Source organism: Pseudomonas sp. CF161, from assembly GCF_000416215.1.
Classification (GTDB): Bacteria; Pseudomonadota; Gammaproteobacteria; order Pseudomonadales; family Pseudomonadaceae; genus Aquipseudomonas.
This window is the reverse complement of record NZ_ATLP01000060.1, coordinates 151,264-168,702: the sequence shown is the minus strand read 5'-3', so window position 1 is coordinate 168,702 and position 17,439 is coordinate 151,264. Positions and strand designations below refer to the sequence as shown.

The following is a 17,439-nucleotide window of genomic DNA, read 5'->3' as shown; positions in this document are numbered from 1 at the left end:
TTTGTTTTTACTGTCAAAGTGCTGTCTTTGAGCTTGTTTTTTTTCAAAGCAGCCCCCATCTTGGTTTCAAGCTTACTTCCATCTGTTTACGGCCTTATGGCCGCCGTAGAGGCGAAATCATGAAGACAACCATCGAATTGCCTCTCTTGCCATTGCGTGATGTCGTGGTTTATCCGCACATGGTTATCCCGCTGTTCGTGGGGCGCGAGAAGTCTATCGAAGCCCTCGAGGCCGCGATGACGGGCGACAAGCAGATTCTTCTGTTAGCTCAGAAAAACCCTGCTGATGACGATCCCGGTGAAGATGCACTCTATCGCGTAGGTACCATCGCCACTGTTCTGCAGTTGCTCAAGCTGCCTGATGGCACTGTCAAAGTGCTAGTTGAAGGCGAGCAACGTGGCGCTGTCGAACGCTTCAGCGAAGTGGACGGCCACTGCCGTGCCGAAGTTTCCCTGATCGACGAAGTCGACGCTCCCGAGCGCGAATCGGAGGTCTTTGTCCGCAGCCTGCTGGCTCAGTTCGAGCAGTACGTGCAGTTGGGCAAGAAAGTCCCTGCCGAGGTGCTGTCGTCCCTGAACAGCATCGATGAGCCAAGCCGCCTGGTAGACACCATGGCTGCGCACATGGCGTTGAAGATCGAGCAGAAGCAGGAAATCCTCGAGATCATCGATTTGTCGGCCCGTGTCGAGCACGTGCTGGCTTTGCTGGATGCCGAGATCGACCTGCTGCAAGTTGAAAAACGCATTCGCGGTCGTGTCAAAAAGCAAATGGAGCGCAGCCAGCGCGAGTACTACCTGAATGAGCAGATGAAGGCCATTCAGAAAGAGCTGGGCGACGGTGACGAAGGTCACAACGAAATCGAAGAGCTGAAAAAGCGCATCGATGCTGCCGGTTTGCCAAAGGATGCTCTGACCAAGGCTCAGGCAGAGCTGAACAAGCTCAAGCAAATGTCGCCCATGTCGGCTGAAGCGACCGTGGTGCGTTCCTATATCGACTGGCTGGTCCAGGTGCCTTGGAAAGCCCAGAGCAAGGTGCGCCTCGATCTGGCGCGCGCAGAAGACATTCTCGACGCCGATCACTACGGCCTTGAAGAAGTCAAAGAACGCATTCTTGAATACCTCGCCGTGCAAAAGCGGGTGAAGAAGATTCGCGGTCCGGTACTGTGCCTGGTGGGTCCTCCTGGGGTGGGTAAAACCTCCCTGGCGGAGTCGATCGCCCATGCCACCAACCGCAAATTTGTGCGCATGGCCCTGGGTGGCGTGCGTGACGAAGCAGAAATTCGCGGTCATCGACGCACTTACATCGGTTCGATGCCGGGAAGATTGATTCAAAAGATGACAAAAGTTGGGGTGCGCAACCCACTGTTCCTGCTCGATGAAATCGACAAGATGGGCAGTGATATGCGCGGCGATCCAGCTTCGGCATTGCTGGAAGTGCTCGATCCGGAGCAGAACCACAATTTCAACGACCATTATCTGGAAGTCGATTACGACCTGTCCGATGTGATGTTCCTGTGCACCTCCAACTCGATGAATATTCCGCCAGCGTTGCTGGACCGGATGGAGGTGATTCGTCTGCCCGGCTACACCGAGGACGAGAAGATCAACATCGCGGTCAAGTACCTGTCGCCCAAGCAGATCCAGGCTAACGGCCTGAAAAAAGGCGAGCTGGAATTCGACAATGAATCGATCCGCGACATCATCCGCTACTACACCCGCGAAGCCGGTGTACGGGGTCTTGAGCGTCAGATTGCCAAGGTTTGCCGCAAAGCGGTGAAAGAGCACGCCATGGAAAAACGCTTCTCGGTGAAGGTCACTTCCGAGTTGCTGGAGCACTTCCTGGGCGTACGCAAATTCCGCTACGGCCTGGCCGAGCAGCAGGATCAGATTGGTCAGGTGACAGGTCTGGCCTGGACCCAAGTCGGCGGTGAGTTGCTCACCATCGAAGCGGCTGTGGTCCCGGGCAAAGGTCAGTTGATCAAGACCGGCTCCCTGGGCGATGTGATGGTCGAATCGATCACTGCAGCACTGACGGTAGTGCGCAGCCGGGCCAAAAGCCTGGGGATTCCTCTGGACTTCCACGAGAAGCGCGACACCCACATCCATATGCCGGAAGGGGCGACGCCAAAAGACGGTCCTAGCGCTGGCGTAGGCATGTGCACGGCGCTGGTTTCGGCGCTGACCGGGATTCCGGTGCGTGCGGATGTAGCCATGACCGGTGAAATCACCTTGCGTGGTCAGGTATTGGCCATCGGTGGCTTGAAAGAGAAATTGCTTGCGGCTCACCGCGGTGGAATCAAAACCGTGATCATTCCTGAAGAGAATGTTCGCGATTTGAAAGAAATTCCTGACAATATCAAGCAGGATCTACAGATTAAACCGGTTAAATGGATTGACGAGGTCCTGCAAATTGCGCTGCAATACGCGCCGGAGCCCTTGCCGGATGTAGCTCCCGAGATAGTTGCAAAGGATGAAAAACGCGACTCTGACTCTAAGGAAAGAATTAGTACGCATTAAGTACGCATTAGCCTGATGGGCTTCCTTGACAGCTTTTTAGAGCCCTTGTTATAAAGCGGCTCTTAAGTGTCTGTAGGCCATTCAGCACTCGTTTTTGCTTTCACCAAAAAACTTAGAATCATACTCAAATAGATATATAAGGGGACTTAGAGTGAACAAGTCGGAACTGATTGATGCTATCGCTGCATCTGCTGATATCCCGAAAGCTGCTGCTGGCCGTGCGCTGGACGCTGTGATCGAATCCGTCACTGGCGCTCTCAAGGCCGGCGACTCTGTGGTACTGGTTGGTTTCGGTACTTTCTCTGTTACCGATCGTCCTGCTCGCATTGGTCGTAACCCTCAGACCGGTAAGACGCTGGAAATCGCTGCAGCTAAAAAACCAGGTTTCAAAGCCGGTAAAGCTCTGAAAGAAGCCGTTAACTAAGCTTCGTTCAAGCCTTTACCCACCCGGGTCGGGGTCATTCCCGATCTGGCCGCGGAGCGGTTAGCCAGCCGGTTAGAATATCGGCTCACGCCGGGGGTCGCAGGTTCGAGCCTCCGACCGCTCCGCCAGTTACGAGAAGGCGCATCCTCGGATGCGCCTTTCTTCTATCCGGACTCTACCCACGCTCCACGGTTGCTTAATTTGAAGTACGACCGTTTCTGGGGGACGCATGCTGCAGAATATCAGGGACAATTCACAAGGCTGGATTGCCAAGACCATTATCGGGGTCATCGTCGCATTGATGGCCCTTACCGGTTTCGATGCCATTTTCAAAGCCACTACCACCAGCCAGGACGCGGCCAAGGTCAACGGTGAGGAAATCACTCAGAGCGAGCTGAGCCAAGCGGTCGACATGCAACGTCGCCAGCTGATGCAACAGCTGGGCAAAGATTTCGATGCTTCCTTGCTTGACGAAAAAATGCTGCGCGAGGCTGCCTTGAAAGGGCTGATCGACCGCAAGCTGCTGCTGCAAGGCGCCGAAAATTCCAAGTTCGCTTTCTCTGAAGCCGCACTGGATCAAGTGATCCTGCAAACACCTGAATTCCAGGTAGATGGCAAGTTCAGCCCTGAGCGTTTCGACCAGGTGATTCGTCAACTGGGCTATAGCCGCCTGCAATTCCGTCAGATGCTGGCTCAGGAAATGCTGATCGGCCAGGTACGTGCAGGTCTCGCGGGCAGCGGTTTTGTCACCGATGCCCAGGTACTGGCATTCGCGCGTCTGGAAAAACAGACCCGTGATTTCGCTTCCCTGACCGTCAAGGCTGACCCTTCCGCGGTCAAAGTGACTGACGACGAAGTCAAGGCTTACTACGACGAACGCGCCAAGGAGTTCATGACTCCGGATCAAGTCGTGATCGATTACCTGGAACTGAAGAAATCCGCTTTCTTCGATCAGGTCACGGTCAAGGATGAAGATCTGCAGGCGCAGTATCAGAAAGAAACCTCGAACCTGGCTGAGCAGCGTCGCGGCGCGCACATCCTGATCGAAGTCAACGACAAGGTGAACGAGGCCCAGGCCAAAGCCAAGATCGAAGAGATCCAGGCACGTCTGGCCAAGGGTGAAAGCTTCGAGGCTCTGGCCAAGGAGTTTTCCCAGGATCCGGGCTCGGCCAGCAATGGCGGTGACCTGGGTTACGCCGGCCCTGGCGTCTATGACCCGGTCTTCGAGCAGGCGTTGTACGCGCTGGCCAAGGATCAGGTGTCGGCACCGGTGCGCACCTCGTTCGGTTTCCACTTGATCAAGTTGCTGGGTGTTGAAGCTCCGGAAGTTCCAAGCTTCGCCAGCCTCAAAGACAAGCTGACCCGCGAGCTGAAAACCCAGCAGGTCGAGCAGCGTTTTGTCGAGGCCACCAAGCAATTGGAAGACTCGTCGTTCGAAGCCTCGGACCTGGCCCAACCGGCTCAGGAACTGAAGCTGACCGTGCACACCTCCGCGCCATTCAGCCGTGAAGGCGGTGACGGTATCGCGGCCAATCGCAACGTGATCCAGGCTGCTTTCAGCCCGGAAGTGCTTGATGAAGGTGCCAACAGCACCGCCATTGAGCTCGACCCGGAAACCGTAGTGGTCCTGCGCGCCAAGGAACACCGCAAGCCTGAGCAACTGCCGCTGGAAAGCGTTGCCGGCAGCATCCGTACCCAATTGGCCAAGGAGCACGCCAGTGCTGCCGCCAAGACCAAGGCCGAAGCCTTGATCGCCAGCCTGCGCGATGGCAAGACGCCGTTGAACAAGCCGGTGGATGGCCAGAGCTGGAAAGTCAGCGAAGCGGTTACCCGTGGCCAGGAAGGGGTTGAGCCTACTGTGCTTCAGGCGTTGTTCCGCATGAGCAAGCCTGAAGCCAAGGACAAGCCGACCTTCAGCAGCGTGACCCTGCCAGATGGCAGCCTGGTGATCCTGCAGTTGAACGGGGTGAACGAGGCGGCTGCGCCGACTGAAGAAGAGAAGGCTCAGTACCGTCGCTTCCTGGCATCGCGTGTGGGGCAGCAAGACTTTGCCGCCTACCGCAAGCAGCTGGAGAGCCAGGCAGACATCAAGCGTTACTGATGACTGTACTGCGGCACTGAAGCAACACTAAAAGACCCCGTCCGCAAGGACGGGGTCTTTTTTTTAGCCCAGGGCAGGGAAACCGTGGCGCCTGGCGTTCGCGGTGACCCATAGCGACATCAGCAGCAGGCCGATGATCACCCAGGAGAACGTTGCGACCCCCGGGCCTTCCAGCAGCACCGCACCTGCCAGTCCACCGCCGGCGATGGCCAGGTTCCACACGGTCACCAGCATCGACTGAGCGGCGTCTGCCGAATCCCCGGCGGTTTTCGCCAGGGCTGTTTGCAGCAAGGTCGGTAGCCCGCCAAATGACACGCCCCAGATCGCCACAGCGGTGTAAATGGCCAGGGGCAACTGGCTGTAGAAGGCCAGAATCAGCGCACACAGGATAAACAGGCTGCAACTGATCAGCACCAGTTGCCGAGCCCAGCGGTCGATCAGCAGGCCCACGCCCCAGATGCCCGCCACGGCCGCCAATCCAAACACCAGCAGTACCCGTTCGATCTGCCCGGCGATACCGGCCGCCTGCAGAAACGGTGCGATGTAGGTGTAGAGAATGTTGTGGCCGAGGACAAAGGCAAAGGTCACGAACAGCACCGGTCTTATCCCGGGCAAGGTAAATACCCGGGTCAGCGACAGGCGTTTTTCTGCGCGTTGCCCGGGAAAGTCCGGCACCTGAAAGCGCACCCAGCCGATCAGCACCAGGGTCAGCAGGGTCATGATGGCAAAGCTCAAGCGCCAACCCAGGACATTGCCGAGCAGGGTGCCTGCTGGAATACCCAGGGACAACGCCAGCGGCGCGCCGAGCATGGCCACGGCAATCGCCCGACCTTGCAGACGTGGTGCCACCATGCGGCTGGCGTAGCCGGCCAGCAAGGCCCAGAGCAACCCGGCGAACACCCCGGCAAACAGCCGGGCGATCAGGGTCAGGGTGTAATTATCCGACAGGGCGGTGACGCTGTTGACCACGGCAAAACCACCGATCGCCGTCAGCAGTAGCGGGCGACGGCGCCAGCCTTGGGTCAGCAGCACCAGGGGGATTGCCGCCAGCAGCGAGCCGAGGGCGTAAAAGGTCACCAACTGGCCGACCAGAGCCTGGGACACCTTGAGGTCCAGGCTCATCTGCGGCAGTAATCCGGCCGGTAGGGCCTCGGTCAGGATGGTGATGAAGCCGGCGGTGGCCAGCGCCAGCAAGCCGCTGATGGGGAGTCGTTCGCAACGTTTGGACTCGGTGTCCAGCAGGTCGGCGGTGACAAGGGATTCGGTCATGGTTTCAGGCCCGGTGGAGTATGCAGAAGTGCGGGCTTGAGAGTAGGGCGCTGTGCCTATTAGAAAAATAGGCTAAGGTTCCGAACTTATCGGACATCCATGTCCTTAATGCGCGGAGTGGGCGATGGATTGGCTCGGCAGTATTTCGGTGTTTGTGCAGGTGGCGGAAACCCGCAGCTTTACGGAAGCTGGGCGTGTGCTGGGGGTCTCTTCCTCGGCCGTCGGCAAAAGCATTGCCCGGCTCGAAGAGCGGCTGGCCACCCGTTTGTTTCATCGCAGCACCCGCAGCATCACCCTGACCGCCGAGGGCGCGGGGTTTCTTCAACGTTGCCGGCGGATCACCGCGGAGGTTGAAGCCGCCGAGTTCGAACTGTGCAAATCCTCCAGTGCCCCGAGAGGCAGGCTGCGTATCAGCCTGCCCCAGGTGCACGGTCTACTGATGCCGGTACTGGCGGATTTCATGCAGCTGTATCCGGAGATCGAGTTGGATATCGACCTGACGGACCGCATGGTGGATGTGGTCGAGGAGGGTTTTGACGCGGTGGTGCGCACCGGCAATCCCAGGGATTCGCGGTTGATGGCGCGCAAGCTGGGCGAGTTTCGCCAGATGCTGGTGGCTACCCCGGGTTACTTCGAGGCCCATGGAGTGCCGCTCTACCCGGCAGACCTGGCGTCCCATGCCTGTTTGCGCCACACCTTCCATCACACCGGCAAGCTCGAGCCCTGGCCCCTGCGCCGCCTGCCGGGGGCCGCGGAAGTGCTCTTGCCGACCCGTTTTGTCAGCACGTCGATCGAGGCGGTGGAGCATGCCGTGCGCCGTGGCCTGGGGATTGCCTGCCTGCCGGATTTCATGGTGCGCGAGGCGCTGGAGCAAGGGGCGCTGCAGCAGGTGCTCGATGAGCACCTGGATTACAGCGGCACTTTCTGGATCCTCTGGCCGTCGAGTCGTCACGCGGCAGCCAAGGTGCGCGCGCTGATCGATCATTTATCTGTGCGACTTTTCCCGGAATACGCGGTCAGTCATTCTGTATAAATTTTAAGACATCAATCCGCGCGCTCTGTCGCGTGGTTCTGTTGCACAATACGCCCCGGACTGTTTTCCTCAGGATTTTCGATGTTCAGATCATTTCACATGCCGGCTGCCGGACTGGTGCTGCTATTGGCGGCCATCGCGGGTTGCTCGACGCAAAAGACCGCCATTTACGAGCATGAGAATTTCGACGATTCCGGCACCTTTTCCCGCAATTACCCGGTGAGCGATACCGCCTCCTGCGAAGCGGCGCGCCGGGCCTTGCTCAGTCAGGGTTACATCATCACCAGCAGCGATCCGAAGCTGGTCAGTGGTCACAAGAGCTTCCAGCAGACCGGCGAAACCCACCTGGAGATCAGCTTCAGCGTGGTCTGCGCCCAGGATGGCAGCGTCGACCATCACTCGACCATGTTCGCCAACGCCTTGCAGGACCGCTATGCGCTGAAGAAGGTCAACAACTCCGCGAGCCTTGGGGTCGGGGTGCTGGGTTCGGTGTCGATGCCGATCGGCTCGACCGATGATTCGATGGTCAAGGTGGCCAGCGAAACCGTGTCCTCGGCCAAGTTCTACGACCGCTACTTTGCCCTGGTGGAGCTGTTCCTGCCGCCTGAGGCGAAGAAAGCCGCGCACATTGTCGAGAAGCCCAAGACCGATCTTGGCGTTCCCGAGCCCAAGCCGGCTGCTGCCGAGCCCGCGCCGACAGTACCTGCGCCCACCCCGGCGGCCGAGCCGGCAGCGCTAGCACCGGCGGCGGTTGAGCCGAGTGTTTCCGAGCCCATGGCGCCACCGCCGGAAGCGGCCCCCATCGCTCCCGTTGCACCGGCCGAAACCGGTGCAACCAGCGAGCCGGTGCCGGCCCCCGAAGTGGTGACACCGCCTCCTCCGAGCAACCTGCCACCGCCGAGCGAGCCGATTCCGGCAATGCCTCGATAGAACTGCGTCAGACCGCCATGGGATCGCTCTTGTTGATATCGATCCCATAGCGGCTGATAGCTTCCGAGACCCGGCTGTAGGGGATTTCGCCGTCGTCAGCCAGGGCTTTCAACGCCGCCAGCACGATAAAGTGCCGATCCACCTCGAACAATGTACGCAAGGCTTCCCGGGTGTCTGACTGGCCAAAACCGTCGGTGCCCAGGGCGACGAAGCGTCGCTGCTCGACAAAGGGCCGGATCTGGTCGGCAAAGATCTTCATGTAGTCGGTGGCCACCACCAGGGGCCCGACCTGGCCGGCCAGGCAGTCCTGCACATGGCTGGTACGGGGTGCCTGCTCCGGGTGCAGCAGGTTCCAGCGCTCCACTTCATGGCCCTGGCGCCGCAGTTCGGTGAGGCTGGTGGCGCTCCAGACGTCGCTGGCCACGGCAAAATCCTTGAGCAGCAACTCGCTGGCGACCATCACCTCGCGCAGGATCGAACCGCTGCCCATCAATTGCACGCGCGGCTGCCCGGGTTTGGAGGCGCCGGTACTCAATCGGTACAGGCCCTTGATGATCCCGTCCTGAACACCTTCGGGCATGGCCGGGTGGGGATAGTTTTCGTTGAGCAGGGTGATGTAGTAGTAGACGTCTTCCTGCTCGACGTACATGCGGCGCATGCCTTCCTGAATGATCACCGCCAATTCGTAGGCGAAGGTCGGGTCATAGGCGACGCAGCACGGCACTACCGAGGCCAGCACATGGCTGTGACCGTCGTCGTGTTGCAGGCCTTCGCCCATCAGGGTGGTACGCCCGGCGGTGGCGCCCAGCAGGAAACCGCGAGCCCGGGCATCACCGGCAGCCCAGGTCAGGTCGCCGACCCGCTGGAAGCCGAACATCGAATAGAAGATGTAGAACGGCAGGGTCATCAGGCCGTGGTTGCTGTAGGAGGTGCTGGCGGCGATCCAGGATGAGATGGCCCCTGATTCATTGAGCCCCTCCTGCATGATCTGGCCGTCCTTGCTTTCCTTGTAGTAGCTCAACTGCCCGGCGTCCTGCGGGGTGTACAGCTGGCCGACCGCCGAGTGGATACCGATCTGGCGGAACAGGCTTTCCATGCCGAAGGTTCGCGACTCATCGGGCACGATCGGCACCACCAGCTTGCCGATCTGTGGGTCCTTGAGCAGCGTGCCGAGAATGCGCACAAAGGCCATGGTGGTGGAAATCGCTCGCTCGCCGGTGTCCTGAAGTTGAGTGGCAAAGGCTGTCAGTGGCGGGATGGCCAGGGCTGGTGCCTGACTGCTGCGGGACGGGATATGGCCGCCCAGGCTGTCGCGTCGTGCCGCGAAATAGCGGCCCTCCGGGCTGTCGGCGGCAGGCTTGAGGTAGGGCAGGTCGGCCAGTTGTTCGTCGCTGACCGGCAGTTCGAAGCGGTCGCGGAAAGCCCTGACTGCGTCAGCGCCCATTTTCTTCAACTGGTGGTTGATGTTCTGACCTTCGCCAGCCTCGCCCATGCCGAAGCCCTTGACGGTTTTCGCCAGGATCACCGTCGGCTGGCCAGGGTGGCGCATGGCGGCAGCGTAGGCGTTGTAGACCTTGTCCGGGTCATGGCCACCGCGTGACAGCTTCCAGATCTCGTCGTCCGAGAGGTCCGCTACCAGCGCCAGCAGTTCCGGGTATTTACCGAAGAAGTGCTCGCGCACGTAGGCGCCGTTCTGCGACTTGTAGTTCTGATAGTCACCGTCCACGCACTCCATCATGCGCTGGCGCAGCAGGCCGCTGCGGTCCTTGTCCAGCAGTGCGTCCCAGCCACTGCCCCAGATCACCTTGATCACGTTCCAGCCGGCAGCACGATACAGGCTTTCGAATTCCTGGATCACCTTGGCGTTGCCCCGCACCGGGCCGTCGAGACGTTGCAGGTTGCAGTTGACCACGAAGATCAGGTTGTCGAGTTTCTCCCGGCCCGCCAGGGAGATCGCCGCCAGGGATTCCGGCTGGTCCATCTCGCCATCGCCGAGGAAGGCCCAGACCTTGCGCCCCTGGTGCTGCTTGAGGCCACGGAACTCCAGGTAGCGCATAAAGCGCGCCTGGTAGGCGGCGGTAATCGGGCCCAGGCCCATGGACACGGTGGGAAATTGCCAGAAGTCCGGCATCAATCGCGGATGGGGGTAGGACGAGATCCCGTTGCCAGCGGATTCGCGGCGAAAGTTGTCGAGCTGGGCTTCGTCGATGCGGCCTTCGAGGTAGGCGCGGCCGTAGATGCCCGGCGAGGAGTGACCCTGGATGTACACCATGTCGCCGTCGAAGCTGTCGGTGCGGCCCCGGAAGAAGTGATCGAAACCCACGTCATACAACACCGCGGCGGAGGCGTAGGTGGCGATATGGCCACCGACCCCCGAGTGCTTGCCGGCGCGCAGCACCATGGCCATGGCGTTCCAGCGGATAAAGGCGTTGATCCGGCGCTCGATGTCGAGGTTGCCGGGGTAGGGCAACTGGCGCTCGGGCGCGATGGTGTTGATGTAAGGGGTGGTCACCCGACCGTAGAAATCGCCATGTCGTGCAACGTCGAAATCCAGCAATTGATCGATCAGGTAATGGGCCCGCGGCCGGCCTTCGGCGCTCAGCACGGACTCGATGGAGTCGAGCCATTCGCGGGTTTCCTGGGGATCGTGGTCGAGCGTTGCGATGTTGTTCTGGGTCATGCCTGGCTCCAGGTTGAGCGGGGTTCCAGCGCGCGGATCCTTGTGGGATCGGGAGGGCGTGCGTGCCGATAAATGTAATTGCAATTGCAACTACATGGCCGAATCTATCCCGGCATGCGCTACTATTGCAACCCTCTTCAGTCCCGCGGATGGTGTTGCATGTCTTCAAATGAGCCCGATGTCTGGTTCCGTTTTGTCAGGGCTCACCGCACGGTCATTCGTGAAATCGAGCGCCGCCTGGCGGATGCCGGGCTGCCGGCCTACGCCTGGTACGACGCCTTGTGGGGCCTGGAAAGCGGACCCGAAGGCACCCGGCGCATGCACGAACTGGCGGATGTGCTGGCCATCGAGCGCTACAACCTGACGCGACTGGTCGACCGCCTGGAAAACGAAGGCCTGGTGCAACGTTCGCGCTGCGACGGCGATGGGCGTGCCGCGTTCGTGACCATCACCGAAGAGGGGCGGAAACTGCGCAAAAAGATGTGGAAAATCTACGAAAGTGCAGTGGCCGAGCTGTTTCTTTCCCAGCTCGACGAGCAGCAGAAACACAGCTTCGCCGATGCCCTGGAACGCACTGCCGCCCTGGCTCGGGCCTCCACCAGTGGCGCGGACGTCCGCCCGGGCACCCGGCGCTCACGCCCCGCCTAGCGCAAGCCGTAACGCTGCAACGCCTGCTCGACCTTGGCTGTCGGCAGGCGCTGCTCATCGGCCAGGGCCTTGAGCGCCAGGGCTACGATCCACTGCCGGCTCGGGCTGTGGGCGGTCGCCGAGCCGGCGCCCAGGGCGACGAAAGGTGCCTTCACGAAACCGCGCAGTTGGTCGGTCACCGCCTGGCCGTAACCGGTCACCGCCAGGACCGGGTCGCGGCTGTGCCCCAGGCAGCGCATCAGGTGGGCACTGCGCTTGTCGGCTTCCGGATGCAGGCGATTCCAGCGCTCGGCGGCTGCCGCTTCGCGGGCCAGGCGGGTGTAACTGGGGCAGCTCCAGAGCTGGCTGGCGACCCCCCAGTCCTGCTCCAGCAGCAGCGCTGCCTGGCGCACCTCTTCAAAGGCCTGGCCGGCCCCCAGCAGACGCACCCGCAGGTTGGCGTCGAGCGGGCCGGATTCGGCGACTTTGTACATGCCCTGCAAGGCGTCCCCCCGGTCCTGGGCACCGAGCCTCGGCCCCTGCTCGTGGTCATGCAGGGCCAGGTAGTAGAAGCCGGGCTGGCCCTCGACATACAAGCGGTGCAGCGCTTCCAGGACAATTGCCCGGGTTTCGTCGCCCGAGGCCGGGTCGAAGGGCAGGCAATCCGGGTTGTTGGCCAGCCACAGCGGCAGGGACGGATCGGCGCCCTTGGGCCAGGAGGTGGCCAGGGTTTCATTGTCGTTGCAGAGAATGCCGCGCCGCGCCGACTCGGCGGAAACCGCGCACAGCTGCGCCGAAGAATGGGCGCTGTGCAGGTAGAGCAGGGGTTTTTCCCGGGTGTCCCGGGAGAACCGCAACGACCAGGCGCTGATGCGGGTCGATGCGCCTTGCCGGGCGTTGTTGCGCACCACCCAGGCCTGATTGGCCACGCTGCGGTCCAGCTCCAGGGTATTGGCGATCTCCATCACCGTGAACAGCGGCGAGCGCGCTGGCGTTGCCGGGCTGCCCAGGGTCAGGCTGTCGATGCAGGCACGGGCAGCCTGGCCGGCGTGGGATGGGGAAGGGAAATCGAAGCGGGATGAGGTCATGGTGCGCGCCGTCTGGAGAGGTCAGGCGGCTACCCTAGCGGAAATGCCAATATCATTGCAATTGCAATGATTGCAGTTGCATCTAAATTGGCCGAGCTAAATCCGTTGCCGCCTGTTACGTTTTATCAGCAGGGAGCGTGCAGTATTTTTTCTGTCATCCCGGCACTTTATGCTGAGGGCGAAGGTCATTAAGCAACAGGTTATTCATACAACGGCAAAGGACGACGCAATGGACGATTACCAGGAAGAACTGCTGGAGTACCAGGCATTTGAGTTGGACCCGCTGGACCCGACAGAAGACGCCACCGAGCTGTAAGGCCGGTGGCTTTTTTTTAGGCGAAATGCCGGTGGCTGCGGCGAAACTCGCCGGGCGTCTGGCCGCTCCAGCGCTTGAATGCGCGTTGAAAGGCCTCGGCTGAGGCGAAGCCCAGCAGGTAGGCGATTTCACCGAATGCCAGTTCGGTGTCACGAATGTAGGTCATGGCCAGATCACGACGGGTGTCGTTGAGAATGGCGCGAAACTGAGTCCCTTCTTCGGCCAGCTTGCGCCGCAGGGTCCAGGTCGGCAGCTTGAGGCGTGCCGCCACTTCTTCCAGGTCGGGTTCGCGACCGCCATTGAGCAACGGCCCCAGCAACTGAGTGATGCGCTCGCGCAGGCTGCGGGTACGGGTCAATTGCTCCAGCTCCCGTTCACACAATTGCAGCAGCAGGCGCCAGGTACTGGGGCAGTGCTCGGGGTTGCGCCGGGCGAGGCTGGCCTGGCTCAGGCGCAGTTGATTGTGTTCGGCGCCGAACTGGATCGGGCAGGTGCCCAGCCGCGCGTAGTCGGCGTGGTAGTGCGGGGCGGCGAATTCGATGTCGATCTGTTCGGCCTTGATCGGCTGCGGGCTCAGGCTGGACAGCTGTTGCAGCCAGCCGGCGATGATCGAGTCGACCACGAAACGGTTGTAGGCGTTGTACGGGCTGATGGAATAGAAGCGCAGCCAGGCGCCGTCGGCGTCTTCGTGAAAGCTCGAATGGCCCCGGTAGTTGGAGCCGTACAAGGCTTCAAAGCGCGTCAGGCAACGCGCGGCTTCGCGCACGGTCGGCGCCTGGGCGGCAGTGACCCCGGCCAGGCCGAGTTGGCTGAGACGGCCGAGTTGGCCCATGCGCAGGCCCAGGGCCGGGTCGCCGGTGAGCTGAATTGCCGCGTGGCCCAGACGCATGTAACGCGGAATCGACAGCCGGGCGCCGGCTTCGCCCAATCGCGCCGCGTCCAGCCCGTATTGCGCCAGCAGTGGCAAGGGGTCCAGGCCATGGCTGCCCATGGCGTCGGCCAGGCTGTGGACGAAGCCCACCGATAGATCACCCAGGCGCATGGGCTGCGGTTTCATGGCCTACAACCAGATATTCAACAGGCGGGCGCCGCGGGCTGCGTCGTCGGCATAGGTCTGCTCGGGGCTGCTGATAAAGCTCTGGCCGGTGCTGCGCTGGTCCCAGAACTGCCCACGCAGGAACACGCTGACCCCAGCTGTGGCCTGGCTGCTGGGCGCGCGGGCGGTCAGGGTCAGGCGATGCCAGGCTTCGCCTTCACTGAGTTCGCCGGGTTTGAGGCTGATCTCGCTGGGGGTCATTTCGTTCTTGTAGCCGCGCCATGGCTTGTCCCAGGTGCCAGGGCCGATGACCAGCGCCGGCACGGCGACCAGTTGCGCGCCTTGCTCGTCGAGCCTGCGGTAGTTGTCCGGGTACCAGCTGTCGCTGCCGATCAACACCCCGAGGCGCCCGGCGGGGGTGTCGACGACGTTGACGGCCTGGTCCTTGGCGGGGCTGATAAAACCGCGCTCGGTGAAGTCCGGGTACAGCTGGCGTTGTGGCTGGCCGATGGGCAGGCCATCGCGGCCAAATACCAGGCTGCTGTTGTACAGCGCGCCGCTGCCGATCTGCAGGGTGCCCTGGTTGACGCTTGGTTCCGGCAACACGATGGAGCCGGCCACCAGGGTCACCTGGAACTCCTTGGCCAGGCCGCCAAACAGCTGTTGATAATCCCGGGCCATGGCCTTGGCTTTCATCCGCAGGTGGGCGTCTTGCAGGCGGCTGTCACCCTTGGCAACGATCAGGGCCCGCAGGAAGGGCAGTGGGTTGCTGACCGCCAGCCAGTTCATGGCTTCTTTCAGGGTGGCGGCCTGGTACAGCTCGTTTTTCTCGCCGCTGACCATCAGCCAGGTGCCCACGTGCTCGGGCAGTACGACGATGGTTTTTTCATTCAGCAGGCCCTTGTCGCGGGCTTGTTGCAGGTAGGCCGCGAGCTTGCGGTGCAGGCGCTCGGGGCTTTGATAATCGGTGGGGAACAGCTCGGGCTGGATGCCCAGCAGGTTGCCATGGTCGGCGGGCTGGCCCTGGTCCACGGCGAGGTTGATGCGCAGGTCCGACAAGTAGTGCCCGACCGGACGCTCGCGGGTCCAGATGGCATAGCTGGTGAGGGCGGCGATCAGGGCCATGGAGGCGGTGAAATAGAGAAGTTTGCGCATGGGAAAACAGTCAGCGGCCGTGTGCAGGATTCGTCGACTAGGGTAGGGCCCATGCCGACGCTTGCCAAGGGGCGCTGCGCATTTGGATCAATAAGTTGTCAGTTACGGTCATTGAGCGGCCGCTGCGCTGCTCTTAGTCTGTCGAGCATGACTGATGGAAGCCGCAGAGCTTCCGCATTTTTTCCGTGAACGCTCGATGTGGAGTTACCGATGGCCGCCGCTCACTACCCGCACCTGTTGGCCCCGCTGGACCTGGGGTTTACCACCCTGCGCAACCGTACCCTGATGGGCTCGATGCACACCGGGCTTGAAGAAAAACCCGGCGGCTTCGAGCGCATGGCGGCCTACTTCGCCGAGCGCGCCCGGGGCGGTGTCGGCCTGATGGTGACCGGCGGTATCGGCCCCAACGACGAAGGCGGCGTGTACTCCGGTGCGGCCAAGCTGACCACCGAGGAAGAGGCGCTCAAGCACCAGATCGTGACCCGCGCGGTGCATGAGGCGGGCGGCAAGATCTGCATGCAGATCCTCCACGCCGGACGCTATGCCTACAGCCCGAAACAGGTGGCGCCAAGCGCGATCCAGGCACCGATCAACCCGTTCAAGCCCAAGGAACTGGACGAGGAAGGCATCGAGAAGCAGATCCGCGACTTCGTCACCTGCTCGACCCTGGCGCAGAAGGCCGAGTACGACGGCGTCGAAATCATGGGCTCGGAAGGTTATTTCATTAACCAGTTCCTCGCGGCCCACACCAACCATCGCACCGATCGTTGGGGCGGCAGCTACGAAAACCGCATGCGCCTGCCGGTGGAAATCGTGCGTCGGGTGCGCGAAGCCGTAGGCCCGAATTTCATTATTATTTTCCGTCTGTCGATGCTCGACCTGGTGGAAGGCGGCAGCTCCTGGGAAGAAATCGTGCAACTGGCCAAGGCCATCGAGCAGGCCGGCGCCACCCTGATCAACACCGGGATCGGCTGGCACGAAGCGCGGATCCCGACCATCGCCACCAAGGTGCCGCGTGCCGCATTCAGCAAGGTCACGGCCAAGCTGCGGGGTGAGGTGACGATTCCGCTGATCACCACCAACCGCATCAACACCCCGCAAGTCGCCGAGCAGATCCTCGCCGAAGGCGATGCCGACATGGTGTCCATGGCCCGGCCGTTCCTGGCCGACCCGGACTTCGTCAACAAGGCCGCCGAAGGCCGCGCCGATGAGATCAACACCTGCATCGGCTGCAACCAGGCCTGCCTGGACCATACCTTTGGCGGCAAGCTCACCAGTTGCCTGGTCAACCCGCGGGCCTGCCATGAAACCGAGCTCAATTACCTGCCGGTGCAGCAGATCAAGAAAATCGCCGTGGTCGGTGCCGGCCCTGCCGGGTTGTCCGCTGCCACGGTGGCGGCCGAGCGTGGGCACCAGGTGACCCTGTTCGATTCGGCGAGTGAAATCGGCGGCCAGTTCAACGTGGCCAAGCGCGTGCCGGGCAAGGAGGAGTTCTTCGAAACCCTGCGCTACTTCAAGCGCAAACTGCAGACCACCCATGTCGAGCTGTGCCTGAACACACGGGTGGATGTGGCGCAACTGGTGGCCGGCGGTTATGACGAAATCATCCTCGCCACCGGCATCGCCCCGCGCCTGCCGGCGATCCCGGGGGTGGAACATGCCAAGGTCCTGAGTTACCTGGACGTGCTGCTGGAACGCAAGCCGGTGGGCAAGAGCGTGGCCGTGATCGGCGCCGGCGGTATCGGGTTCGATGTGTCGGAATTCCTGGTGCACCAGGGCGTTGCCACCAGCCAGGACCGTGAAGCGTTCTGGAAAGAGTGGGGCATCGACACCCAGTTGCAGGCCCGTGGCGGCGTGGCCGGGATCAAGGCCCAGCCCCATGCCCCGGCGCGCCAGGTCTTCTTGTTGCAGCGCAAGGCGTCCAAGGTGGGCGACGGCCTGGGCAAGACCACCGGCTGGATCCACCGCACCGGGCTGAAAAACAAGCAGGTGCAGATGCTCAACAGCGTTGAATACCTGAAGATCGACGACGCCGGCTTGCATATCCGCATCGGCGACAGCGGCGAGCCGCAAGTGCTGGCGGTGGACAACATCGTGATCTGCGCCGGCCAGGATCCATTGCGCGAGTTGCAGGACGGCCTGCTCGCTGCCGGGCAGAACGTGCACCTGATCGGAGGCGCAGATGTGGCGGCGGAGCTGGATGCCAAGCGTGCGATCAATCAGGGATCGCGGTTGGCAGCGGCATTGTAATCGGGCGCGGGCGG

Annotated in this window: 12 protein-coding genes; 7 read left to right on the top strand and 5 right to left on the bottom strand. The window is 61.6% G+C overall.

The genetic code is table 11. The annotated features are described in order from the left end of the window. Positions 1–119 precede the first annotated feature (119 nt). The 3 genes from lon (at position 120) to CF161_RS11870 (ending at position 5,041) form a co-directional block, all read left to right on the top strand. Positions 120–2,516, top strand: coding sequence for an endopeptidase La (gene lon, locus CF161_RS11885; protein ID WP_020296820.1), 2,397 nt, complete (start codon positions 120–122; stop codon positions 2,514–2,516). 94 nt (positions 2,517–2,610) lie between these two features. Beyond that, on the top strand, positions 2,611–2,940 hold the full coding sequence (locus CF161_RS32215; protein WP_020296819.1) for an HU family DNA-binding protein: 330 nt from the start codon (positions 2,611–2,613) through the stop codon (positions 2,938–2,940). A 229-nt stretch (positions 2,941–3,169) separates the two neighbouring features. Further along, positions 3,170–5,041, top strand: coding sequence for a SurA N-terminal domain-containing protein (locus CF161_RS11870; protein WP_020296818.1), 1,872 nt, complete (start codon positions 3,170–3,172; stop codon positions 5,039–5,041). Positions 5,042–5,104: 63 nt separating this feature from the next. Here CF161_RS11870 and CF161_RS11865 read toward each other — a convergent pair whose 3' ends face one another. After that, positions 5,105–6,310, bottom strand: a complete 1,206-nt coding sequence (locus tag CF161_RS11865) for an MFS transporter (RefSeq protein WP_020296817.1) — start codon at positions 6,308–6,310, stop codon at positions 5,105–5,107. A gap of 124 nt (positions 6,311–6,434) precedes the next feature. Here CF161_RS11865 and CF161_RS11860 point away from each other — a divergent pair, with 124 nt between their 5' ends. Both CF161_RS11860 and CF161_RS11855 read left to right on the top strand, forming a co-directional pair. Then, positions 6,435–7,343, top strand: a complete 909-nt coding sequence (locus CF161_RS11860; protein WP_020296816.1) for a LysR family transcriptional regulator — start codon at positions 6,435–6,437, stop codon at positions 7,341–7,343. Positions 7,344–7,424: 81 nt separating this feature from the next. Further along, a complete protein-coding gene (locus CF161_RS11855) occupies positions 7,425–8,273 on the top strand; it encodes a DUF2242 domain-containing protein (RefSeq protein ID WP_020296815.1) in 849 nt (282 codons plus the stop codon). 7 nt (positions 8,274–8,280) lie between these two features. Here the strand turns inward: CF161_RS11855 and aceE are convergent, their stop codons facing one another. Then, positions 8,281–10,953 (bottom strand): pyruvate dehydrogenase (acetyl-transferring), homodimeric type, encoded by a 2,673-nt coding sequence (gene aceE, locus CF161_RS11850; protein WP_020296814.1) that lies wholly within the window; start codon positions 10,951–10,953, stop codon positions 8,281–8,283. A gap of 159 nt (positions 10,954–11,112) precedes the next feature. Between aceE and CF161_RS11845 the strand changes: the two genes are divergently transcribed. Then, positions 11,113–11,601, top strand: coding sequence for a MarR family winged helix-turn-helix transcriptional regulator (locus tag CF161_RS11845; protein ID WP_020296813.1), 489 nt, complete (start codon positions 11,113–11,115; stop codon positions 11,599–11,601). Here the strand turns inward: CF161_RS11845 and CF161_RS11840 are convergent. The 3 genes from CF161_RS11840 to CF161_RS11830 form a co-directional block, all read right to left on the bottom strand. After that, the gene (locus CF161_RS11840; RefSeq protein WP_020296812.1) at positions 11,598–12,668 is read right to left on the bottom strand and encodes a hypothetical protein; all 1,071 of its coding nucleotides are present in this window, start codon (positions 12,666–12,668) and stop codon (positions 11,598–11,600) included. The two genes, CF161_RS11845 and CF161_RS11840, sit on opposite strands and share 4 nt — an antisense overlap. A gap of 332 nt (positions 12,669–13,000) precedes the next feature. Continuing rightward, positions 13,001–14,041 carry an AraC family transcriptional regulator gene (locus CF161_RS11835; RefSeq protein WP_020296811.1) on the bottom strand — a complete coding sequence of 347 codons (1,041 nt, stop codon included), beginning with the start codon at positions 14,039–14,041 and terminating at the stop codon, positions 13,001–13,003. Positions 14,042–14,044: 3 nt separating this feature from the next. Continuing rightward, positions 14,045–15,175, bottom strand: a complete 1,131-nt coding sequence (locus CF161_RS11830; protein WP_020296810.1) for a carbon-nitrogen hydrolase family protein — start codon at positions 15,173–15,175, stop codon at positions 14,045–14,047. 210 nt (positions 15,176–15,385) lie between these two features. On the opposite strand from CF161_RS11830, the gene CF161_RS11825 reads away from it, so the two are divergent. Beyond that, positions 15,386–17,425, top strand: a complete 2,040-nt coding sequence (locus CF161_RS11825) for an NADPH-dependent 2,4-dienoyl-CoA reductase (RefSeq protein ID WP_020296809.1) — start codon at positions 15,386–15,388, stop codon at positions 17,423–17,425. Positions 17,426–17,439: the final 14 nt, after the last annotated feature.

Coding starts and splice junctions, on each gene's coding strand:
- CF161_RS11840 (WP_020296812.1), bottom strand. CDS start 12,668: ATGACCTCATCCCGCTTCGATTTCCCTTCCCCATCCCACGCCGGCCAG.
- CF161_RS11860 (WP_020296816.1), top strand. CDS start 6,435: ATGGATTGGCTCGGCAGTATTTCGGTGTTTGTGCAGGTGGCGGAAACC.
- CF161_RS11855 (WP_020296815.1), top strand. CDS start 7,425: ATGTTCAGATCATTTCACATGCCGGCTGCCGGACTGGTGCTGCTATTG.
- CF161_RS11865 (WP_020296817.1), bottom strand. CDS start 6,310: ATGACCGAATCCCTTGTCACCGCCGACCTGCTGGACACCGAGTCCAAA.
- CF161_RS11870 (WP_020296818.1), top strand. CDS start 3,170: ATGCTGCAGAATATCAGGGACAATTCACAAGGCTGGATTGCCAAGACC.
- CF161_RS11835 (WP_020296811.1), bottom strand. CDS start 14,041: ATGAAACCGCAGCCCATGCGCCTGGGTGATCTATCGGTGGGCTTCGTC.
- CF161_RS11825 (WP_020296809.1), top strand. CDS start 15,386: ATGGCCGCCGCTCACTACCCGCACCTGTTGGCCCCGCTGGACCTGGGG.
- aceE (WP_020296814.1), bottom strand. CDS start 10,953: ATGACCCAGAACAACATCGCAACGCTCGACCACGATCCCCAGGAAACC.
- lon (WP_020296820.1), top strand. CDS start 120: ATGAAGACAACCATCGAATTGCCTCTCTTGCCATTGCGTGATGTCGTG.
- CF161_RS11830 (WP_020296810.1), bottom strand. CDS start 15,175: ATGCGCAAACTTCTCTATTTCACCGCCTCCATGGCCCTGATCGCCGCC.
- CF161_RS11845 (WP_020296813.1), top strand. CDS start 11,113: ATGTCTTCAAATGAGCCCGATGTCTGGTTCCGTTTTGTCAGGGCTCAC.